Origin of the sequence: Thermosynechococcus sp. QKsg1 (genome assembly GCF_031586415.1) — a bacterium.
GTDB lineage: Bacteria > Cyanobacteriota > Cyanobacteriia > Thermosynechococcales > Thermosynechococcaceae > Thermosynechococcus.
On the sequence record NZ_CP134200.1, the window covers coordinates 2028769 to 2049344 of the forward strand.

Below are 20576 nucleotides of genomic sequence, written 5' to 3' on the forward strand. Positions count from 1 at the left end.
CAGCCATGGAACCGAATCCCAACCGTCAGCCGGTCGAACTGAATCGCACATCCCTGTACCTAGGGTTGCTGCTGATCTTCGTCCTTGCGTTGCTCTTTTCAAGCTACTTCTTTAACTAAATTTCTTCTCTATAACTGAATCTGCTTAGGAGGAATTGATCATGTTGTCTGAAGGCGGACGCATTCCCCTCTGGGTTGTGGCCACGGTGGCCGGCATGGGAGTGATTGTCATTGTCGGGCTGTTTTTCTACGGTGCCTACGCTGGTCTTGGCTCCTCTCTCTAGAGATTGGGGTCTTGGCGCGTACGCAATTGTAGCCAGATCAGTCCAAAGGTGACTCCCAAAAGAACCGTTGCTGCCGCAGCGGCATAGCCAAGGTCAAATAACGCGAAGGCCTGTTGGTAAATATAAAATACCAGCAGGTTTGTTGTATCTAAGGGGCCGCCACCGGTCACCACATAGACCTGTTCAAAACTGCGCAATGTGAAAATCGTTGTTGTGACAAACACCAAAATTAAGGTGGGTCGCAACCCCGGCAGCGTAATGTAGCGAAACTGTTGCCAAGCATTGGCACCATCGAGAAGTGCCGCCTCATAGCGATCGCGGGGAATCGTTTGCAACCCCGCTAAAAAGACCACTAAATTAAACCCCAACTGCTTCCAGCTACTGAGCAAAATCAGCACTGGCATTGCCCAGGTGGGATCACTCAGCCAAGCAATCGGTTGTCCCCCCAAGGTTTGCACCAGTTGATTCACCGGGCCATCGGTTTGAAACAGCCAACGAAACCCTAAACCCGCCGCCACAATCGAGGTCATTGTTGGTAAAAAGTAGGCCGTGCGCAGCAGATCCCGTCCCCTGATCCCTTGGTTGAGACCCACCGCCAAGAGTAAGGGCAGCACAATCGTCGGTAGCACCGTTGCCCCTGTGAAATAGAGGGTATTGCCAATCACTTGCCAAAAGTCTGGACTCAGGAGCAATTGCTGATAATTTTGCAGGCCAACCCAACGCACCCCTTCTTGACTAAAACTCCCCGTCGTAAAACTAAGATAGACAAGGTACAAAATCGGCAAAAAAACAAAAATTGTCAGAAACAAAAGTGCAGGTAAAAGGAATAACCAAGCGACCCCTATCGGTGACAAAAAAACATCCCCCAATCGTGGGAATTGCGATCGCGCCATTGGCAAAGCTGATGACCTCAAAATTCATCTTTCTATAAATTCAATCCTAGGGTAGTGGCTCCCAAAATTGGAAATGATAAGATCAAAGTCAAAATGCACGCCATCTTGGGGAGATGCTGTGATTCACACTGCGCCATTGCCCACGACTACCCCCTCTCACATTTCTGATCATAGTCGTCTAAAGCTGTTTTCGGGTTCTGCCAACACTGCCCTTGCTCAGGAAATTGCCCGCTACCTCGGTATTGATCTCGGCCCAATGGTGCGCAAGCGATTTGCTGATGGCGAGCTGTACGTGCAGATTCAAGAATCCATTCGCGGTTGTGATGTCTATCTGATCCAGCCCTGTTGCCGACCCGTCAATGACCACCTGATGGAACTGCTGATCATGGTGGATGCCTGCCGCCGCGCTTCAGCCCGCCAAGTGACTGCGGTGATTCCCTACTATGGCTATGCCCGTGCCGATCGCAAGACCGCTGGCCGCGAGTCCATTACCGCCAAACTAGTAGCCAACCTGATTACGCAAGCGGGAGCGAGTCGCGTTTTGGCCATGGATCTGCACTCAGCGCAAATTCAAGGCTACTTTGACATTCCCGTGGATCATGTCTATGGTTCACCCGTACTCCTTGACTACCTGCGCAGCAAAAATCTTGAGGATATTGTGGTGGTGTCCCCCGACGTGGGTGGGGTGGCTCGTGCCCGTGCCTTTGCCAATAAGCTTGATGATGCGCCCCTCGCCATTATTGATAAACGACGCCAAGCCCACAATGTGGCCGAAGTGATGAACGTGGTGGGGGATGTTAAGGGCAAGACAGCGGTGCTCGTGGATGACATGATTGATACAGCCGGCACGATTTTAGAAGGAGCACGGTTACTGCGGCGGGAAGGTGCCAAGGAAGTCTATGCCTGTGCCACCCATGCGGTTTTTTCACCGCCAGCGATTGAGCGACTCCAAGGGGGCGATTTTGAAGAGGTGATTGTCACCAACACGATTCCTGTACCGGAGACGCAACGCTTTCCCCAACTCACGGTGCTGTCGGTGGCGAGTATTCTCGGCGAAACCATTTGGCGCATTCATGAAGATAGCTCTGTGAGCAGTATGTTCCGCTAAAACCGCTAAAATAGGTGTTCTTAGTCGCCTAGGAGGATTGCAGGCATGGGGCGAATTGCCTTACTCAGCACCAGCAATAAGCAGGGACTGGTGGCGTTGGCTACGGCCTTGGTGCAGGAGTTTGGCTTTACGCTCCTGAGTAGTGGTGGCACCGCAAAGACCTTACAGGCAGCGGGGATTCCCGTGACAACGGTCTCGGAGTACACAGGGGCACCGGAAATCCTTGGTGGGCGGGTCAAGACCCTGCATCCCAAAATTCACGGCGGTATTTTGGCACGGCGCGATCGCCCCGAAGACGAGGCTGATCTGCAAGCCCAAGGGATTAATCCGATTGATCTGGTGGTTGTCAATCTCTATCCCTTTGCCGAAACAATTGCCCAGCCCAACGTGACTCTTGCCCAGGCGATCGAGCAAATTGATATTGGTGGGCCGACGCTGATTCGCGCTGCTGCCAAAAACCATGCCCATGTGACAGTATTGGTGGATCCCAGCCAGTATGAAACTTACCTTCAGGAATTACGATTACACGGGGAAGCTCAACCTGCTTTTCGCCTTGCCTGTGCCCAGCGGGCGTTTGCGCTGACGGCCAGTTACGATCAGGCGATCGCCGAGTATCTCCAAGAAATCACGTCCCCTGGTACTGAACCAGAAATTCTGCCGCCGGTCTTCCACCTAACGGGGCAGCAAAAACAAGTCCTGCGCTATGGCGAAAACCCCCATCAACGGGCTGCTTGGTACATGAGTGGGGCACACCCCAGTGGTTGGGCAGCCGCCGACCTGCTTCAGGGCAAAGAACTTAGCTACAACAACCTGCTAGATCTAGAAGCGGCACGGGCAGTGATCAGTGAATTTTTAGGGGAGGGTGCCCCCACTGCCGTCATTATTAAACACACCAATCCCTGTGGCGTGGCTGAGGGCAAAACCCTTGTGGAGGCCTACGAGCGCGCCTTTGCAGCCGATAGTGTCTCTGCCTTTGGCGGCATTGTTGCTCTCAATCGCCCCTTGGATGTGGCTACCGCTGAAGCCCTGACCCGTACCTTTTTAGAGTGTGTGGTGGCACCTGCCTGTGAAGAAGCGGCACTGCCGATCCTGAAAACCAAGCCCAAGATGCGGGTTCTCACCTTACCTGAATTGCATACTGCTCCCACCACGGCGATTCAAACCATTGCTGGCGGCTTTCTTGTCCAAGATATTCACCCCGCTCCCATTGATCCAGAGGCGTGGCAAGTGGTCACCGCCACCGCCCCTTGTCCAGAGTTGATGGCGGAACTGATCTTTGCCTGGAAAGTGGTGAAACACGTTAAGTCCAATGCCATTGTGGTCAGTCGCGATCGCCAGACCCGCGGCATTGGCGCCGGTCAAATGAATCGGGTGGCTGCTGTACACATTGCCCTCAGGGAGGCCGGTGAGGCTGCCCGCGGCGCTGTGCTGGCCAGTGATGGCTTTTTCCCCTTTGCCGATTCCGTGCAAGCCGCTGCCCTTGCTGGTATTGCCGCCATTATTCAACCGGGGGGCAGTTTGCGGGATAATGAGTCTATCCAAGCAGCCAATGAAGCGGGAATTGCCATGGTCTTTACCAACCGGCGACACTTCCGCCACTAGGAAATAGCGATGGCGGTGCGACTCGGCATTATCAGTGATCCCCACATCGCCCTGCCGGAGACAATTCCGACAGATTATCCCCCCATTTTTCTCTACGAAGTCAGTATCCCTGCCTTTGAAGCTGCCGTTGCCCATCTCCTAGAGTTAGGCATTGACGCCCTATTGATTCCCGGTGACCTGACGCGGGATGGCGAAATCCTTAACCATCGCTGGCTTAGCACCTATCTGCAAACCCTGCCCATTCCCTGCTATGTGATTCCGGGGAATCACGATGTGCCTCTGCCGCTAGGAGATCACAAGCGTATTGGCTGGGCTGACTTTCCCCAGTGGTATCCCCATGCGGGCTATGGCAAGGGCACCAAGCATTACTATCAAGCCCTGCTCGCAGACAACCTGCAACTGATTGCCCTGAATTCCAACCAATTTAGTCCAACGGGTCAGCAGATGGGGGCTGTCGATCAAGGACAACTGGCATGGTTGGCGGCTCTATTGGCAAAACCTTTTGCCGGACTGCGCCTTGTAATGATTCACCACAATGTCCTTGAGCATTGGCCACAACAGAGCCAAAGTCCGATGGGGCAGCGCTACCTCTTGGAGAATCGAGCGGAACTCCTCAACCTCCTGCGATCAGCGGGGGTGACCTTGGTCTTAACCGGACATCTCCATGTCCAAGATATTGCCTATGAGCAGGGGCTGTTTGATCTAACGACGGGTTCCCTCGTCAGCTATCCCCATCCCTATCGCCGGCTCATTTTGCAGCAACATCCCCAAGGGGGCTGGCAAGTGGATGTGGAATCCTACCGCATTGAATCCCTGAAGACCTATCCCACCTTGAGTGACCTCTCTCGCCAATGGATGCTGCAGCGGGGTGCGGGGTTTATGGTGCGCTTTCTCACCTTACCGCCCTTTAATTTATCGGAAACTGAGGCCCAGCCCCTCGCCCAAGCCCTATCGTCCCTCTGGCCAGAAATTGCCCAAGGAGATACCCAAGTCACACTACCGACCCTACCCGAACCCTTGGCCGCCTACTTTGCCCAGTTTAACCACAGAGCACCAGCGGAGTATCCCCAGCTGCGGGACAACAATACGGTCTTTGTCATTTAGCACCTCGCAATTCCCTTGGTTGGGATGGTAGAGTCCCAAAACCTGCTCTAATAGGGGGTTGAGGCACGAATTGGACGCAAAGTAGTGACGTTTGGTCAGTGGATTGGCTTGCTGGTACTGGGGGTATGTCTCTACATCCTCTGGGAAATTCGCCAAGTGTTACTCTTGGTCTTTTTGGCGGTGGTCTTGGCAACGGCACTCAACTGGCTGCAACTGCGACTCCAGAGCTGGGGACTACAACGAGGCCGGGCGATCGCCATCAGTATTAGCTTGACTTTCCTGATCATCTTTGGTTTCTTTTGGATGATCATTCCCCCCTTTTTGCAGGAAGCACAGCAACTGGGTGTATTGATTCCCAAGGGGTTAGGACGGGTGGAAGCATGGCTGGATGAGATGGCTTACCTTTTACCAAGTAGCGGCTTTGATGATACCCCTTTCATTAATCGGCTGATTACCCAGTTAGAGCCATTCCTTGAGCAAATCTTTAATAACTTCCTTGCCCTCTTTTCCAATACACTGGCGGTCCTACTAAATACGCTGTTGGTCTTGGTGCTGACGGTGATGCTAGTGATTGATCCTCAGCCCTACCGTCGGGGATTCATTCGCCTCTTTCCAGCGTTTTATCGGTCTCGCATTGACACGATTCTCACCGAAAGTGAACAGGCGCTCTTGGCATGGCTGGCGGGCACAGGCTTGAATATGCTGGTCATTGGTGTGGTCAGTGGCATTGCTCTTGCGCTACTGGGGGTGCGATTGGTCTTGGCCAATGCTTTCTTGGCCGGTCTGCTGGAGGCGATTCCCAATATTGGCCCTGCCCTGAGTGTGATTCCGCCGATGATCATTGCTTTTATTGACAATCCGTGGCGGGCGGTGGCCGTTCTCATTGCCTACATTGTGATTCAACAGTTGGAGCAATACCTGCTGGTGCCTGTCGTCATGGCCAAACAGGTGGCTCTACTGCCCGCGGTGACGCTGGTTTCACAAATTATTTTTGCCATTTTCTTTGGCTTTCTGGGCTTACTGCTGGCACTGCCTCTGGTGATTGTGGGTCAAATTTGGTTTACAGAAATTGTGCTCAAGGACATTCTCGATCGCTGGCAGCCCAGCCCGCCACCTGCAGGGTCAAATCCACCAATTTTGCCGCTGCCCCCGCCGCCCCCACCTGCTGCCGCAAATCCTGCTGCATCTGATGCAATTTCTGAGGATGACTCAATAGAGACTTAATCTGATCAGCAACCACCGCCGGCTCAATCGGACCCACCAGTTCTGGTACAATTTCTCTGCCCGCCCAGATATTCGGCCACGCCTTGTAGCCGAGACCCTGTTTCACTAAGTCCCAATCTATCTCTGGCGATCGCCACAACTGCCAAAACCGCCGCCAGCCCAATCCCTTGGCCACCAGTGCCCAAAACACCAATGCCGTCCACTGTCGCCCGATCGCTGGCAAGCCCACCAGCAACCCGGCTAACCCATCCCAAGGGTGTGCCCGCTGTACCCGCAGTTGTTGGGCCGGCAAAAGAACAATCATCGGCACATTCAAGGCGGCCAGTTCAGCGGTATTGGCGCCAACGGTTGTCACACAGAGGGCAACCTGCCGCAGCAGGGGATAGTTGGGTAACTGCTGCCAGAGATAGACCTTCGTACCCCTCGGCGTTTTCAGATAGGGTAGCCCCTCACTGGGTTGGATGAGTGTCGCCGTCGTGCCCTCAACGTGCTTGAGTTCAGGGTTAAAGCGGGGATCGGCGTAGCAACTGAGGGTCTTGAGCGTCAGCGTGGGTGCCACGGGAATCACACACTGAATCGGGGGATGAGCAGCAGCTAAATGGTCGGCGATCGCCAGCGAAAGGGGCACCCCCAGCTTGAGCTTATTGGGCTTGGAACCCACCATCAGACCCACAAGGGGAGCATCGGAAGCAACGCCTAACTGTTGGCGCACATCAGGCAGAGAATCGAGGGCAAGGGCTTGCACATCAGTCATCAGATCTCCCACCACCGCCACCTTGGCTCTTGTTTTGCCCACGGGGAGCGGACGCCGCAACCCAATGCCATCCACCCACCCTTGCCAGCGTGCCTGCCACTCACAATAGAGCACACAGCGATAGCCCAGACGCTTGGCCAACAGCACCGCAAAGAGCTGATCGCCCCCCAAGAAAACCACAACCCCTTCGGCAAACCAATCCCAATTACTACAGGTGGTCTTTGTGCGCATGAGGTGCCAAAACTCTGTGGCCGGCAGCACCCGATCCACCTCCGCGTAGCGGCGCGCAATCTCCGCTTCTTGACCACTGGCATGGGGACAGGGAACAATGACCACTGAAACCCGCAGCCCCTCTCTGACCTGTTGCCGCAGCGTTGTTACAAAGGGATACACCCAAGTGGTCAGTTCACCGGGGCCATTGCTGACAACCACAATTTCAAGGGGAGATGTCATGGGTTGTGTTCCCCTTGAATGCAGAATTGGCTGCCGTCAGTCTCCCTAGGACATTTCTTGAATAATGTAGTCAAAGTAGGGTGCCGCCACTTCAGCATCTTCAGTGCTTAGCAGTGCCAAGGAGGCGTCCTTGAGGCAACGAATGGCTTCTGCCATCCCTGTCATCGGCACACCAAGGGAGTTATACATTTCCCGCACCCCAATAATACCCGTGCGCTCAATGGGGTCTTTGTCACCCGCGAGGATGCCATAGGTAATCAGGCGCATGTACCAGCCATAGTCGCGCAGACAGAGGGCACGCTGTTTCTGGCCGTAGGCATTGCCCCCCGGTGAGATGAAGTCAGGCCGCTTCTGCCACAGTTGTTTGCTGGCTTGCTCAACAATGCGTTTCTCATTTTCGGCCAGTGTCGTGGCAATGCGGAGGCGTTGCTCACCCGTTTGGAAAAAGTCACTAATCGTCTGGAGTTCGCCCGTGGTGGGGTAGCGCAATTCATCGTCCGCTTTAAGAAGAACCTGACTAATGACACTCATATTGCTAACACCGCTTAATACATCCCTCATTTTAGAGGACGGCGACCCCTTGTTGACGCCACTCCTGATCAAAATCTCGACGGTTGATAGAGGAATTTAGCGGTGTCGATGGCAAACCACAGCAAGACAGCCCCCTAGAGCCAATCTGCTCCCTTGGTGATAGGATCAATGCGGTTTGCACTGGTTTTCGTCCACCTGTGATTGATCTCAAACAACTGCGAGAAAATCCCCAAGCCTTTGGCGATCGCCTGCGGCGGCGCGGCGGTGACTTTGACCTTGAGCGCATTTTAGAGTTGGATGCGCAGCAGCGACAGCTTGAACAACAGCGATCGCACCTCCAAGCCCGCAGTAACGAAATAGGTGCCCTCGTCGGCAAAAAGATCAAGTCCGGCGTTGCCCCGACGGATGCAGAAATTCAAGCCCTCAAGGCCGAGGCCAACGATCTCAAGCAGCAACTCAGTGATCTTGAACCCCAAGAACGGCAACTTAAGGAAGAATTGGAACGCCTGCTGCTAACGATTCCCAACCCCCCCAGTGAGACCACCCCCATTGGCCGCGATGAAACCGAAAACGTTGAGGTACGCCGCTGGGGTGAGGAGTATAAACCGAGCCAGCCTTGTCAGCCCCACTGGGACATTGCCACTCAATTGGGACTCTGGGATGTGGAGCGATCGGTGAAAGTAGCGCAGAGTCGCTTTGTTACCCTAGTGGGCATGGGGGCTGCCCTTGAGCGAGCCTTGATCCAATTTATGCTTGATACCCACCGCGATCGCGGCTATGTGGAAGTCTTGCCGCCCTTGTTGGTCAATAGTGCCTCGCTGACGGGAACGGGGCAGTTACCCAAATTTGCCGAGGAAAGTTTTCGCTGTGCCGATGATGATCTCTGGCTGATTCCGACAGCGGAAGTGCCGGTGACGAATCTCTACCGCGATGAAATTTTAGCTGCCGATCAATTGCCCATTTACCACTGTGCCTACACCCCCTGTTTTCGCCGTGAAGCGGGCAGTTATGGCAAAGATACACGCGGCCTGATTCGCCTACACCAATTCAACAAAGTGGAGTTGGTCAAGTTTGTTCACCCGGAAACCTCTGCCGCTGAACATGAAGCCCTTGTGGCCGATGCCGAGTTTATTCTCCAAGCCCTGCAGTTGCCCTATCGAGTGATTGAACTGTGTACTGGCGATTTGGGATTTGGCGCCATGAAGTGCTACGACTTAGAGGTGTGGCTGCCCGCTGCCGGCTGTTACCGCGAAATTTCCAGTTGCTCGAACTTTGGCGATTTCCAAGCGCGGCGTGCCAAGATTCGCTTCAAAGAAGCCAAGCAAAAAGGGACACAGTTTGTCCACACCCTTAATGGCTCTGGCCTAGCCGTTGGACGAACCATGGCAGCTATTCTTGAAAACTACCAACAACCCGATGGGACGGTGCGGGTACCGGCGGTGCTGCAACCTTACTTGAAGTGCAGCTACATTGGCGGGGCAACATCGTGAACACCACCCTCGGGGCGATCGCCCAAGCTTTGGGGTTAGATACAACTCATCCAGATCTGCCAATCACAGGCATTTGCACTGACTCCCGCCAAATCGCAACTGGCAATCTCTTTGTTGCTCTGCGGGGGGAAACCTTTGATGGCCATCAATTTGTCGATCTGGCCGCCGCCGCCGGCGCGATCGCCCTAATTGTCGAGGTGCCGGTGTCTTCTGCTCTGCCACAACTTCAGGTAGCCAATACCCTAGCTGCCTATCAACGCTTGGGACAGTGGTGGCGGCAGCAATGTCCAGCCAAAGTCATTGCCGTCACTGGCTCCGTGGGCAAAACCACCACCAAGGAAATGATTGCCGCTGTCCTGAGTCACTATGGCGCCGTCCTCAAAACCGAAGCCAACTTCAATAACGAGATTGGCGTGCCCAAAACCCTTTTACAACTGGAACCCCACCACCAATTTGCCGTGATTGAAATGGGGATGCGGGCGCGCGGTGAAATTGCCCTTTTGAGCCAGATTGCCCAACCGGATGTTGCCGTGATTACCAATGTGGGTACTGCCCATATTGGCCGCCTCGGTTCCCGCGAAGCCATTGCCCAAGCCAAATGCGAACTGCTTGCCGAAATGCCCCAAGGGGGAACAGCCGTGCTCAATGCCGATAGTCCCCTACTTTTGCCGACAGCGGCGCAGGTCTGGTCAGGGCCCACGATTACCTATGGCCTTGAGGGGGGCACCCTACGGGGAATCTATCAACCGCCCCAAACCCTCCACGTGGATCAACGCACCTACACCGTTCCCCTTGCGGGGGCACACCATGCCTTGAACTTTCTGGCTGCCCTTGGGGTGTTGCAAGCCTTGAACTTAAAGAGCGATCGCCTACCCCGACAGTTGACGATAGAATTGCCCAGTGGTCGGGGCGGTCGCTATCGCCTTGAACCCGATATTTGGCTACTGGATGAAACCTACAATGCGGGTCTGGAATCGATGGTGGCGGCCTTGCACCTGTTGCGATCGCTCCCCGGTCAGCGGCATCTGGCGGTTCTTGGCCCCATGCGGGAACTGGGGGACTTTGCGATTGCCTTCCATGAGCAGGTGGGAGCCACTGTTGCCCAATTAGACCTCGATGGCCTCTTAATTCTCGATAAAGGCGATGAAGGAGCAGCCCTTGCGCGGGGGGCTGGGCGCGTTCCCAGTCAGCAATTTGCTTCCCATGAAGAATTAATGGAGTACCTATTGCGGGAGTTGCAAGCGGGCGATCGCCTCCTCTTTAAGGCCTCCCATGCCGTTGCCTTGGATCGCGTAGTGAATGAACTGCGGCAGCGCTGGCCAAAACTTCAGGGCGGTTGAGACTTGCCAAGAGTAGTGAACTACGCTACATTAGAAAATCGTCAATATTCCTCAGTAGCTCAGCGGTAGAGCGGTCGGCTGTTAACCGATTGGTCGCTGGTTCGAATCCAGCCTGGGGAGTTTAATAACTTGAGCTACGATAGCGACGGCGGTGCTGCCCATCATCCTCTCCCTTTGGGGTTGGAGCTGTGTCGGCTGCCCTAATTTGGCGATCGTGACCCGCCCTAATAACCACAGGTATCGCCGGAAAGCGAGACTGTGCCACCTGACAAAAGCGGTAGGGATTGGTGACCATCATGCCCATATCTAACAGCAGCAATTGGGACAATGCTAGGCCAGCCGTCTCCATGCCCTCTAGCACAACAAGGATGTCAGCATCAAGGTTTTCCCAGATGACCGTAAGGTTTTGACTGCTGAGGACGTTGTGCCAAATTTCTCCCTGCCGTTGGAGGGCTTGTGTCATGAGTATCGTTGTCATAAATGCCTAAATCCTTCGACGGTTGCGAGGGCGATCGCGATGTTAAAAAGACTTAACACTACAATGACAGGTTGGCGATCGCAGAGATGTTCATAGAGAACAGTCGCGCCAACTCTCCCTAGGGAACGACTACCATTTCCAACAATTCTGCCACACAGGCTCGCCCTGAGCGCCCTGCTGCTGTAATCAAACGATGAGCTAGAACATGGGGCGCCAATTGCTTCACATCATCGGGGAGGACATAGTCACGGCCATTGAGCAAGGCCAAGGCCTGAGCTGTGCGCTGGAGCATCACGGTACCGCGAGGACTCACCCCCAAGGTAATGCGATCGCTCTCGCGGCTCGCCCGCACAAGGGCAAGAATGTACTTTTGCAAGACTGAATCTACCCGCACCTGTAGCACCTGCTGCCGCAACTGTTGGATCTCCGCCAAGCTGAGGCACGGTTCCAGTTGATTGACATCTAAGCCCCCCTGCACCCGTTGCAGCATTTGTAGTTCCTCTTCCTCGGTGGGGTAGCCCAAGCTAAAACACAGGGCAAAGCGATCCAACTGGGCTTCGGGCAGCGGAAAGGTGCCTTGGTATTCCACGGGGTTCTGGGTGGCAATGACAAAAAAGGGCTGGGGCAGGGGGTAGGTGACGCCATCAATGGTGACTTGGTACTCCTCCATGACCTCTAGGAGTGCCGATTGGGTGCGGGGTGTGGCGCGGTTAATTTCATCCGCCAGCAGGATATTGCAGAAGACAGGACCTGGGCGAAACTCAAACTCCGCTGTTTTGGGATTCCAGATATTGGTGCCCGATAAGTCCGTGGGCAGGAGATCGGGTGTGGCCTGGATGCGCTGAAAGGTACCCGCCAGCGATCGCGCCAAGGCCTTGGCCAAGAGGGTTTTTCCCACCCCCGGTACATCCTCCAGCAAAACGTGTCCCCCCGCCAGCAACCCCACTAGCATGAGTTCAATGGCAGCTTTTTTGCCCACCATGACCTGTCCAAGGTTATTGACCAGTCGCTGTAGGGGTTCACGCATAGGAGACCACTCGTTCAAGAAGATCAGCCGCTACTTGGCAATCGGCAGCAATTTGCGCCTGTAGGGCAGCCAAACTGGGAAACCGTACCTCTGGGCGAATAAAGGCCTCTAAATGAAGTGTGATCTCTTGATTGTAAAGATTTCCCTGCCAGTTGAATAGATGCACCTCTGTTGTCACTTGCCGACCCGTCACCGTCGGTCGCATCCCAATATTCACCACCCCCAATTGCTCAGTGGCAAACGCTGCCCCCGTAACGCGGCAAGCATAAACGCCGTGGCGAGGCAATAATTTGTCTGGGGGGAGGGCTAGATTGGCGGTGGGAAATCCCAACTGCCGTCCCAACTGTTCCCCTTGAATCACGGTGCCGGTCAATTGGTAGGGGCGTCCCAAAAGCTCCCGTACCAAGGCCACATCTCCCTCGGCGAGGGCGGCCCTTACTGCTGAGCTACTGACGCGATCGCTCCCCCGACAATAGGGGGGCACAATATGCACTGGAATACCAAAGGCAGCACAGAGGGTGCGCAAATCCGCCGCCGTCCCCGATCGCCCACGGCCAAAGCCAAAATTAAAACCCACACTCAATACCTTGGCCTGCAACTGCTGTACCAAAATCTGCTCAACAAACTCCAAGGGCGACAGTTGGGCAAGAGCATGGGTAAAGGGCAGGACAATCACCTGCTCAATGCCATAGTGGTTCAAAAGGGCACGTTTTTCCGCCTCTGGGGTCAGCAGCAGGCGCTCTTCTCCCGTAAAAAATGCCTGCGGGTGGGGCGAAAACGTAATCACTGACCGGTAACAGTCGGGAGGCGCTGCTTCAACAAGCGTACGGATAACCTCTTGGTGCCCGCGATGGACACCGTCAAAATTGCCAAGGGCGATCGCCGTAGGAGTTTGCAAGGGTAGGCCGCTATTCAATTGACACAGGAAACATTTTGACACATTTAACCGCGGCGCAACAGTCTGGGAAAGTTTTTATTAAGATTTTCTATTCACGTCATAGAAGAACTTCTCTTGAATCCCCCAAGAGGCCTATGCTACGTTGAGTAGCAATTTATCTTTTTATGCCTAATCTGAGCCTTGGCAGCTTGGAGCGGAGGAACCAACGAATCAGGGGCGCATTCTCCACCGAGAAAGGATACCACTGAATCCTAGCCCGTCAGCTAACTTCGTCGGCATTCAGTTGGAGACTGGCTGTTTTTCACAACTGCTCAGTGTTCCAGTGATTCGGTTTCGTGGGGTTGACCGAATTTGTTACCTTAGAAACTTTTAGGAAGCCCAATGCTGATTGAACACTGGCATACATTCGCTGCTGGCACGATCTTCCTAGGCGTGATCCTCCTGATCATGACCGAGTGGATCAACATTACCATTGCAGCCTTTTTGGGCGCGATTCTCCTCGTCTTTCTCAACATTATGACCCTTGGGGAGGCCATTAGCTACATTGGCCGCAGTCACGGTACTCTCGCTCTCTTTTTCGGTGTCATGGTTCTGGTCCGCGCCTTTGAACCGACCAAGGTATTTGAGTATCTGGCCACCCAAATGGTGATCCTTGCCCGAGGTCAGGGAAAACGCCTGCTGCTGGGGATCGTGGCTCTGACAACCCCCATCTGTGCCGTACTGCCCAATGCCACAACAGTGATGCTCCTTGCCCCCCTGTTGCCCCCCATGGCGGCTGAAGTGGGGGTGGACTTTGTCCCCCTGATTATCTTGATGGTGATTGTCTCCAATAGCGCTGGCTTGCTGACCCTTGTCGGGGATCCAGCGACTTATATTGTCGGGGATGCCATTAATCTCAGCTTTGCCGATTATCTCCTGCGTCTCAGCTTAGGGGGGGTACTGGCGATCGCTGTCATTGTTTTTTGTCTGCCGGTTCTCTTTCGCCGCATTTGGCGCAAAGAACTCAACTCCCTTGATCACTTGCCCCACCCCAAAATTAATCATCCCCGCACCCTAGCGGTGGGTTGTGTGATCATCGTCTTTGTCTTGACCTTCTTTGTTATTGGCGATGGCATGGTCGTCAAAGTGTCTCCCCCTGCGGTCGCTTTAATGGGGGCTGCCCTTGCACTCCTTTTATCCCATCAAAGCAAAATCGATACGGTCACCCACATTCTGCGGGATGTGGACTGGGCCACCCTGATCTTTTTTATGAGCATTTTTGTCTTGATCGGTGGCCTAGAAAAAACCGGCATCATTGGTCAACTCTCCCACCTCCTCGCCATTCTCATTGGCCAAAATATCTTTTTTGGCTCCCTGCTGCTCTTATTTGCGATTGGCATTCTCTCTAGCGTCATTCCCAATATCCCCCTTGTGGTGGCGATGGTGCCACTGCTGAAAAAATACCTTGTCGATGTGGGTCTAGCAGGTTCAGAAATTCTCCACCCTGGTTATGGGGGTGATTTGCCCCCCCAGGTGCTGCCCCTGTTCTATGCCATGATGCTAGGGGCAACGTTGGGCGGCAATGCCACGCTGGTCGGCGCCTCTGCCAACATTGTTGGTGCCGGAATTGCGGAACTCCATGGCCGCCGCATTAGCTTCAAAACCTTTCTGCGCTATGGGGTGCCGATTACGGCGTTGCAGTTGGGGGTTTCAGCACTCTTTCTAACTGTGCGCTTTCTCATTTGGCGCTAAGGGTTTGATTCCTGTGATCACCACGTGGGATCTCGAAAGACATAGGCAGTAATCTGGGTGCCATCCTCGCCATCGCCCGCGATCGTAGAGATACAAGCGCGAATTTCTTCGCCGTCCTCGAGTTCCAGAGTGCAGGCGCCACACGTCCCCATACGACAGCCGGTGGGAATTTCAATCCCGGCACGCTCAGCGACGCTCAACCAACTTTCACCCACTTCGGCCTCGACGCAGACCTGATCCGGCAGAAACGTCACCCTAATCATGCCTTGACCTCATGGTACGTTCCCATCAAATACAGTAACGCCATCCGTACCGCCACACCACTGGTCACCTGCTGATTCACTAAACTGAACTGCGGATCATCCAGCAATGCCGAACTCAATTCCACACCGCGATTCACCGGTCCTGGATGCAAAACCCGCACCTCCGGTCGGCACAGGTGCAGCCGTTCATGGGTGATACCAAACTGCTGATGGTACTCCCGCAAACTGGGAATCAGGTGCTGATCCATGCGTTCCCGTTGCAGGCGCAGCGTCATCACAATATCGGCATCAGCAAGGGCAGGTTCCAGTGTCCAGTGGAGCGTTGCGCCGTACTCTGCAAATTCGGCGGGTAACAGGGTGGGGGGGCCAGCCAAATGCACGTCAGCACCGGCCGTTTTCAGGCTATAGAGGTTCGATCGCGCCACACGGGAATGGCGAATATCGCCAATAATGGCCACTTTCTTTCCCTGCAATAGGGCACAGCGGGGTTGACGTGAATCGTAGAGTTGACAAAGGGTAAACAGATCCAGCAGCGCTTGGGAGGGATGCTCGTGCAGGCCATCACCGGCATTGAGAACCGCCACCTGACCGCCAAGGCGATCCATTTCCGCCGCAATTGTATGGGGCACCCCCGACTGCTGATGGCGAATCACCATGAATTCTGCCCCCATCGCCCACAGGGTCTTAGCCGTATCGAGGATCGTTTCCCCTTTACTCAGGGCCGAGGTACCGGGGGAAAAGTTGAGAATATCCGCAGAAAGACGTTTGGCCGCCAGTTCAAAGCTATTGCGGGTGCGCGTCGAGCTTTCAAAGAAAAGATTAGCAACCACCCGCGCTTGCAGGGTGGGGACTTTCTTAGTGCGACGATTCAGGACTTCCTGAAAACTGAGCGCTGTTTGCAGCACAATATCTAGCTCCGCCACCGTAAAGTCTTGCAGGGAGAGGACGTGGCGACGCTGCCATTGGAGGGGGGGAGTGAGGGTAGGCGTCATGGACAGGGGGTTAGGGTTTGAGCAAGATCAGCCGCTGTCAGTTGTTCGTAGCGTTCAAAGGGTTGATGGATCCAAGGATTTTCAGGCAGGTAATGAACATAGTAGTCCGGACGAATACAAGAGGCCGCTTTATACCAGAGAACGGCAGTGCGCACTTCCTCCACCGCAAAGCCATATTTGACCTCTAGCCAGCGCAGGGTTTTCTGCAAGGAAAGGCCAGAATCCACCAAATCATCCACTAAGAGGACATGACTGCCAAGGGTAGCGGTGGTCATGGTTAAATCTCGCGCAAAGGTGATGCGACCCCGCTCTTGGTTATTGACACCGCCATAGGAGGACACCGCCAGAATCGCGAGGGGTTGATTAAACAAGCGGCTGAGAATGTCCCCTACCCGCAGCCCCCCCTTGGCCAAGCAGAGGATTTGATTGAACTGCCATCCCGATTCATAGATAGCGATCGCCAACTGTTCAATGGTGCGATGGTACTCGTCCCAATCCACGTAGAGATCTGCCATGGTGCCTAAAAGCTGGCCTTGAACCAAGAAATGGGGATAAACAGCAGCTTGCGCCAGTCAGAGACAAAGGCGCGCCGATTAAAGACATCGTAATCGTTGGCTTCGATGACATCAAGAATCTGGCGATAGAGCATCAACGCCGACCACACGGGCCAACGGGCATCCCGCTCTAGGTAAGCCACCCCCACTTCGGCTTCCCGATAAAATTGCCGTGCCCGCTGAATTTGAAAGCGCATCAGTGCCCGCCAGCGATCGTCAATCACCCCCCGCTGCAAGTCTTCTTCGGTGTAGTTAAAGGTAGCCAAGTCCTCTAGGGGCAGATAGATACGCCCCCGCCGCATATCTTCGCCCACATCCCGCAGGATATTGGTGAGTTGATTGGCAATGCCAAGGGCAATGGCTTGATCCTTGAGGGTGCCTTTGGCCTGATAGGGATCCACCCAAGGGGAACACAGGCGATCGCTGTAGGGGTTTCCCCCCATCACCTCAAGGGACATGAGGCCGACGGTACCGGCCACGCGGTAGCAATAGAGTTCTAGTTCAGCAAAAGTTTCATAGCGACTGCGGTGCAAGTCCATCCGCTGGCCAGCAATCATGTCCCGAAAGGGCTGGATGTCGAGGGGGTACTGTTCCAGCGTCGCCGTCAATGCCAAGTCCATACCATCGTGGGGATGACCGGCAAAAATATCCTCAAGGCGCGCTTCCCACTCATCAAGGGTGGCCATTGTTGTCGTTGCGGCTTGGGGGCCATCCACCAGTTCATCGGTGCGCCGACACCAGACGTAAATCGCCCAAATGGCACGGCGCTTGGCGGGGGGCATCAACAGCGTGCCGAGGTAAAACGTCTTGGCATAGGCGGCAGTGACCTGACGACACAGCTCGTAGGCTTCGTCGAGGGAAATCAGGGGAGGGACGTACTCGGCTCTAGGCAGTTGCAGCATTGGCGACAGTCTGAGTAGAGGGTTTGGGGGGCTGTGGGGCGTTGCTCTCTGCGAGCCGCTTCGCGATCGCCTGCGCTGTCAGCTTACCAGAAAGTACCGCCCCTTCCATACTCCCTAGGTAGGGCTGCATCGTGTAGCTCCCCGCAAGGAAGAAGTTGGGAATGGGCGTGGCCTGATCCGGACGAAAGGCTTGGCGACCGGGGGTGGCTTTATAGACTGAGCGGGGGGTTTTCACCACCGCCGTTTTCAGCACTTTAGCAGGTTCCGGTAGGTGATTGGGGAAGAGTTTGGCCAGTTCCGCAAGGGTCGCCTCAACAATCTCCTCATCACTGCGGCCAATCCACTCCGCAGCAGGCGCCAATACCAGCTCTAACATTGACTTGTCGGGATCGGCATAGCCCTTGCAGGTTTCGCTCATATCGGCATAAACACTCAACAGGGGCGATCGCGAGAAGAGCAGGTGATCTACCGTCGGCAATTTGCGATCAAACCAGATTTGGACATTAATCACAGGGACGCCTTCGAGGCCATTGAGTTTCTGGAAAAAGGGTAGGTCTTGCCACGGCTGCGGCAGCAGCAGTTTAATGGCATCCACCGACATCGCTGAGACATAGGCATCCGCTGTGACTTCAAAGCGCTGTTGCCCCTCGCGATCGGCCATGACAAAGGACTGCACCGAGAGATCTTCATTGAGGACAATCTCCCGCAGAGCCACACTGGTGTGCACTTCACCGCCCCGTGCGGTCACATAATCCACAATGGGCTGACACAACCGTTCGGGGGGTGCCCCATCCAAGAAGGCAATTTTTGAGCCATAGCGTTCCCGCAGAAAGCGGTTCATCGCCGTCAGGGGAATCGTGGCCGAGACCTCATCGGGGTTCAGGAAGGTCAGTGCCTTTGAGGCCGCAATAAAAATGTCGGAGTTTACCCGCTCATCAATCCCTTGGCGTTGCAGCCATTCGAGGAGGGTGTACTTGTCCATTGCCTCGACGTATTTTTGGCCGCGCACGATCGCTGGCCACAGCCCCAAGGCAAAGCGGAATTTCTGCTCCCACGTCAGCATATCGTTGTTGCGCAAAATGGAGAGCAGTACATTAAAAGGCGAAGGAATATCGGGAACATCAAACCACGAGAGCACCCCCGGCTTTTCGGGTTGGTTAAAAATCAGGGCATGGCGTTTCCATTGCAGGCGATCGCTAATCCCCAATTCCGCTAGGAGTTGCAGCATATTGGGGTAGGCACCAAAAAAGGCGTGCAAGCCCGTTTCCACCCAATCCCCATCGGCATCCTGCCATGCCGCCACCAAGCCACCAAGGACATTGGCACGCTCAAACACCATGGGGGTATGTCCTGCATCCACTAGATACTTGGCGCAAGCTAAGCCCGCTAAGCCACCACCGGCAATTGCAACTCGCATGAATGACGCTACCCTAACTGACGAAGATGAACGCAACCCCCTAGGGGGACAAAAAGCTGTTCATATTATATTTACAAAACGTTACGGAGACACCCGCTTTAGCCCAATGTTGGGGCTGAATTTGCCAAATAGGCCGTATTTCCCATCGGACCAAGGTACCGGCAGAGGTAGGGCGAAAAGACTTCATAAATCAGCGTAATGGGACGGCGATCGTGCCAAAAGAGATAATGCCGCCCCCAAAAAGGCCCCGCCTCGCCAAAGGCTGCCGCCAAGGTTCCAGAGTGCCCGAGATACACCGCCTGAATGTCGCGGTAAAGCTCCACCTTGCGTTGGGCGAGGTTCGTCCAAATGGGCATGGCACGGTTTTGCAAATACTCATCCACATGGGCAGCTTCCCACCAAGAGGTGGCGTAGGCCAAACGTTGACCTGAAGCGGTGCGTAGCCACACTTGACGCCGCAGCCGCGGGCCGGGAATGAGTTGCAGTTGCGCCGGGGCGCGATCGCTGGCATGGCCAATGGCCGACATATCTATCACGTCCACTTCCGTGGTTTCACCCGTCAGCAGTTGCAAGTGGCGGGTGGGGGAGCCATCCCCGAGAATCAGGATTTGCCACGCCGGCGCTAAAAGATCATGGGGCAATCCTTGGGCGATCGCCGCCGCGTCCCCCTGCCAAATGGGATCAAGGGCATACCAAGGGGTTGAGCAAGTGGAGGGCAACAGCGAAACAGTCAAGGACGGGACACAGTGCTTAACAAAACTTCGTCAATTGTAGCAAGGATTTTATCCGTCCTTCAGGATGGCACGAAAGACCCAGACCTAGAGTACAGTCGTAGTGAGCAGCAATCTTGGGGCAATCTCTATGGCAACCACCGCAGCATCTACCCTTGAACTGACACCGGAACAAACGGCCATTTGGATTAAGGGTCTCTTGAGCATTGCCGGCGCCGATGGTCACTTTGATCCCGAAGAGAAGCAACTGATTGCGAGCCTGATTCGCGAGGAAATTGCCCCAGAAATTGATCTTGAACATTTTGCTCCAGTCACCGATGAAGAGCTGGTGGCCACCTTTGGCGGCGATCGCGCCCTTGCGGAAAATTTCGTGCGCACAGCCGTAATGGTGGCGCTTGCCAATGGCATTTACTCCCAATCGGAGGATGCCGAACTGCAACGCTTCTGCAACGCCTTGGGACTGGAAATTACTGCCCTTGAGTCCCTGAAGCACACCCTTGATGGTCAGCACGAGAGCAATGAACAAACCCTGCGCCTATTGGATCCCGTGCGCCACTGGCTGGATGGTTTAGAGGTCAAAGATGCCAAGGTGGCTCGCTTTCTCTGCCGCCTGATTCCCCCCCAATGCCCCTTTGAGCGCGACATTACCCTTTTTGGTCGCAAGATTGTCCATATTCCCCCCCTCTGTAAACTCAATCCCCTTTATGATCAATTAGTGGGGTTGCGCTTCCGCTCGCTCAGCTATTTGGCCGACGAGTGTGGTGAAGATATTACCCCCTACTGTTAGATGCTGCTGACCCG

Annotated in this window: 21 protein-coding genes, 1 tRNA gene and 1 riboswitch; of the genes, 11 read left to right on the forward strand and 11 right to left on the reverse strand. The window is 54.7% G+C overall.

What is annotated here, in order from left to right; all coding sequences use genetic code 11:
- Nucleotides 1-5: 5 nt before the first annotated feature.
- On the forward strand, nt 6-119 hold the full coding sequence (locus tag RHP47_RS09945) for a photosystem II reaction center protein L (RefSeq protein ID WP_149820459.1): 114 nt from the start codon (nt 6-8) through the stop codon (nt 117-119).
- A 44-nt stretch (nt 120-163) separates the two neighbouring features.
- Nucleotides 164-283: a photosystem II reaction center protein J gene (locus RHP47_RS09950; RefSeq protein ID WP_099798822.1), complete on the forward strand. Its 120-nt coding sequence runs from the start codon at nt 164-166 to the stop codon at nt 281-283.
- On the opposite strand, the gene RHP47_RS09955 is transcribed toward RHP47_RS09950, so the two are convergent.
- A complete protein-coding gene (locus RHP47_RS09955; RefSeq protein ID WP_315863440.1) occupies nt 280-1176 on the reverse strand; it encodes a sugar ABC transporter permease in 897 nt (298 codons plus the stop codon). The two genes, RHP47_RS09950 and RHP47_RS09955, sit on opposite strands and share 4 nt — an antisense overlap.
- A 73-nt stretch (nt 1177-1249) precedes the next feature.
- Between RHP47_RS09955 and RHP47_RS09960 the strand changes: the two genes are divergently transcribed.
- From RHP47_RS09960 to RHP47_RS09975, 4 genes are all read left to right on the forward strand, one after another.
- Nucleotides 1250-2284 carry a ribose-phosphate pyrophosphokinase gene (locus RHP47_RS09960; RefSeq protein WP_149820465.1) on the forward strand — a complete coding sequence of 345 codons (1035 nt, stop codon included), beginning with the start codon at nt 1250-1252 and terminating at the stop codon, nt 2282-2284.
- A 45-nt stretch (nt 2285-2329) separates the two neighbouring features.
- Complete coding sequence (gene purH, locus RHP47_RS09965) at nt 2330-3886, forward strand: bifunctional phosphoribosylaminoimidazolecarboxamide formyltransferase/IMP cyclohydrolase (RefSeq protein WP_310840383.1); 1557 nt, start codon at nt 2330-2332, stop codon at nt 3884-3886.
- A gap of 9 nt (nt 3887-3895) precedes the next feature.
- The gene (locus RHP47_RS09970; protein WP_310840384.1) at nt 3896-4990 is read left to right on the forward strand and encodes a metallophosphoesterase; all 1095 of its coding nucleotides are present in this window, start codon (nt 3896-3898) and stop codon (nt 4988-4990) included.
- Between the two features lie 84 nt (nt 4991-5074).
- A complete protein-coding gene (locus tag RHP47_RS09975; protein WP_399375139.1) occupies nt 5075-6214 on the forward strand; it encodes an AI-2E family transporter in 1140 nt (379 codons plus the stop codon).
- 1252 nt (nt 6215-7466) lie between these two features.
- On the opposite strand, the gene apcD is transcribed toward RHP47_RS09975, so the two are convergent.
- On the reverse strand, nt 7467-7952 hold the full coding sequence (apcD, locus tag RHP47_RS09985; RefSeq protein ID WP_190278062.1) for an allophycocyanin subunit alpha-B: 486 nt from the start codon (nt 7950-7952) through the stop codon (nt 7467-7469).
- 197 nt (nt 7953-8149) lie between these two features.
- Here apcD and serS point away from each other — a divergent pair, with 197 nt between their 5' ends.
- From serS to RHP47_RS10000, 3 genes are all read left to right on the forward strand, one after another.
- Nucleotides 8150-9442, forward strand: a complete 1293-nt coding sequence (gene serS / locus RHP47_RS09990) for a serine--tRNA ligase (RefSeq protein WP_310840386.1) — start codon at nt 8150-8152, stop codon at nt 9440-9442.
- Nucleotides 9436-10782, forward strand: coding sequence for a UDP-N-acetylmuramoyl-tripeptide--D-alanyl-D-alanine ligase (murF, locus tag RHP47_RS09995; RefSeq protein ID WP_399381622.1), 1347 nt, complete (start codon nt 9436-9438; stop codon nt 10780-10782). The genes serS and murF overlap by 7 nt, the downstream gene beginning before the upstream one ends.
- A gap of 48 nt (nt 10783-10830) precedes the next feature.
- A tRNA-Asn gene (locus tag RHP47_RS10000) sits at nt 10831-10902 on the forward strand.
- Nucleotide 10903: 1 nt separating this feature from the next.
- Here the strand turns inward: RHP47_RS10000 and RHP47_RS10005 are convergent.
- From RHP47_RS10005 to RHP47_RS10015, 3 genes are all read right to left on the reverse strand, one after another.
- Nucleotides 10904-11260 carry a hypothetical protein gene (locus RHP47_RS10005; RefSeq protein ID WP_302679420.1) on the reverse strand — a complete coding sequence of 119 codons (357 nt, stop codon included), beginning with the start codon at nt 11258-11260 and terminating at the stop codon, nt 10904-10906.
- Between the two features lie 118 nt (nt 11261-11378).
- The gene (locus RHP47_RS10010) at nt 11379-12287 is read right to left on the reverse strand and encodes a MoxR family ATPase (protein WP_149820480.1); all 909 of its coding nucleotides are present in this window, start codon (nt 12285-12287) and stop codon (nt 11379-11381) included.
- On the reverse strand, nt 12280-13185 hold the full coding sequence (locus RHP47_RS10015; protein WP_310840389.1) for a bifunctional riboflavin kinase/FAD synthetase: 906 nt from the start codon (nt 13183-13185) through the stop codon (nt 12280-12282). The genes RHP47_RS10010 and RHP47_RS10015 overlap by 8 nt, the downstream gene beginning before the upstream one ends.
- 155 nt (nt 13186-13340) lie before the next feature.
- Nucleotides 13341-13479, forward strand: a riboswitch (cyclic di-AMP (ydaO/yuaA leader).
- 87 nt (nt 13480-13566) lie between these two features.
- On the opposite strand from RHP47_RS10015, the gene RHP47_RS10020 reads away from it, so the two are divergent.
- A complete protein-coding gene (locus RHP47_RS10020; RefSeq protein WP_286625574.1) occupies nt 13567-14916 on the forward strand; it encodes an ArsB/NhaD family transporter in 1350 nt (449 codons plus the stop codon).
- A 17-nt stretch (nt 14917-14933) separates the two neighbouring features.
- Here the strand turns inward: RHP47_RS10020 and RHP47_RS10025 are convergent, their stop codons facing one another.
- From RHP47_RS10025 to RHP47_RS10050, 6 genes are all read right to left on the reverse strand, one after another.
- A complete protein-coding gene (locus tag RHP47_RS10025) occupies nt 14934-15179 on the reverse strand; it encodes a 2Fe-2S iron-sulfur cluster-binding protein (protein WP_149820486.1) in 246 nt (81 codons plus the stop codon).
- Nucleotides 15176-16171 carry an aspartate carbamoyltransferase catalytic subunit gene (locus tag RHP47_RS10030; RefSeq protein ID WP_149820488.1) on the reverse strand — a complete coding sequence of 332 codons (996 nt, stop codon included), beginning with the start codon at nt 16169-16171 and terminating at the stop codon, nt 15176-15178. Before RHP47_RS10030 ends, RHP47_RS10025 begins: the two co-directional genes overlap by 4 nt.
- Entirely contained in the window at nt 16168-16686 is a 519-nt protein-coding gene (locus RHP47_RS10035; RefSeq protein WP_149820490.1) for a phosphoribosyltransferase, read from the reverse strand. Before RHP47_RS10035 ends, RHP47_RS10030 begins: the two co-directional genes overlap by 4 nt.
- A 5-nt stretch (nt 16687-16691) precedes the next feature.
- Nucleotides 16692-17627 (reverse strand): phytoene synthase, encoded by a 936-nt coding sequence (locus RHP47_RS10040; protein ID WP_310840390.1) that lies wholly within the window; start codon nt 17625-17627, stop codon nt 16692-16694.
- Complete coding sequence (gene pds / locus RHP47_RS10045; protein WP_149820494.1) at nt 17611-19044, reverse strand: 15-cis-phytoene desaturase; 1434 nt, start codon at nt 19042-19044, stop codon at nt 17611-17613. The genes RHP47_RS10040 and pds overlap by 17 nt, the downstream gene beginning before the upstream one ends.
- Nucleotides 19045-19142: 98 nt before the next feature.
- Entirely contained in the window at nt 19143-19778 is a 636-nt protein-coding gene (locus tag RHP47_RS10050; protein WP_302679422.1) for a chorismate lyase, read from the reverse strand.
- A 127-nt stretch (nt 19779-19905) separates the two neighbouring features.
- On the opposite strand from RHP47_RS10050, the gene RHP47_RS10055 reads away from it, so the two are divergent.
- Entirely contained in the window at nt 19906-20562 is a 657-nt protein-coding gene (locus tag RHP47_RS10055; RefSeq protein WP_286625578.1) for a Mo-dependent nitrogenase C-terminal domain-containing protein, read from the forward strand.
- The last annotated feature ends 14 nt before the right edge of the window (nt 20563-20576 follow it).

Excerpts from the sequence above, each read along its gene's own strand:
- RHP47_RS09945 (WP_149820459.1), top strand. The coding sequence starts at position 6 with ATGGAACCGAATCCCAACCGTCAGCCGGTCGAACTGAATCGCACATCC.
- RHP47_RS09955 (WP_315863440.1), bottom strand. The coding sequence starts at position 1,176 with ATGGCGCGATCGCAATTCCCACGATTGGGGGATGTTTTTTTGTCACCG.
- RHP47_RS09960 (WP_149820465.1), top strand. The coding sequence starts at position 1,250 with ATGATAAGATCAAAGTCAAAATGCACGCCATCTTGGGGAGATGCTGTG.
- purH (WP_310840383.1), top strand. The coding sequence starts at position 2,330 with ATGGGGCGAATTGCCTTACTCAGCACCAGCAATAAGCAGGGACTGGTG.
- RHP47_RS09970 (WP_310840384.1), top strand. The coding sequence starts at position 3,896 with ATGGCGGTGCGACTCGGCATTATCAGTGATCCCCACATCGCCCTGCCG.
- apcD (WP_190278062.1), bottom strand. The coding sequence starts at position 7,952 with ATGAGTGTCATTAGTCAGGTTCTTCTTAAAGCGGACGATGAATTGCGC.
- RHP47_RS10005 (WP_302679420.1), bottom strand. The coding sequence starts at position 11,260 with ATGACAACGATACTCATGACACAAGCCCTCCAACGGCAGGGAGAAATT.
- RHP47_RS10010 (WP_149820480.1), bottom strand. The coding sequence starts at position 12,287 with ATGCGTGAACCCCTACAGCGACTGGTCAATAACCTTGGACAGGTCATG.
- RHP47_RS10020 (WP_286625574.1), top strand. The coding sequence starts at position 13,567 with ATGCTGATTGAACACTGGCATACATTCGCTGCTGGCACGATCTTCCTA.
- RHP47_RS10025 (WP_149820486.1), bottom strand. The coding sequence starts at position 15,179 with ATGATTAGGGTGACGTTTCTGCCGGATCAGGTCTGCGTCGAGGCCGAA.
- RHP47_RS10030 (WP_149820488.1), bottom strand. The coding sequence starts at position 16,171 with ATGACGCCTACCCTCACTCCCCCCCTCCAATGGCAGCGTCGCCACGTC.
- RHP47_RS10035 (WP_149820490.1), bottom strand. The coding sequence starts at position 16,686 with ATGGCAGATCTCTACGTGGATTGGGACGAGTACCATCGCACCATTGAA.
- RHP47_RS10040 (WP_310840390.1), bottom strand. The coding sequence starts at position 17,627 with ATGCTGCAACTGCCTAGAGCCGAGTACGTCCCTCCCCTGATTTCCCTC.
- pds (WP_149820494.1), bottom strand. The coding sequence starts at position 19,044 with ATGCGAGTTGCAATTGCCGGTGGTGGCTTAGCGGGCTTAGCTTGCGCC.
- RHP47_RS10055 (WP_286625578.1), top strand. The coding sequence starts at position 19,906 with ATGGCAACCACCGCAGCATCTACCCTTGAACTGACACCGGAACAAACG.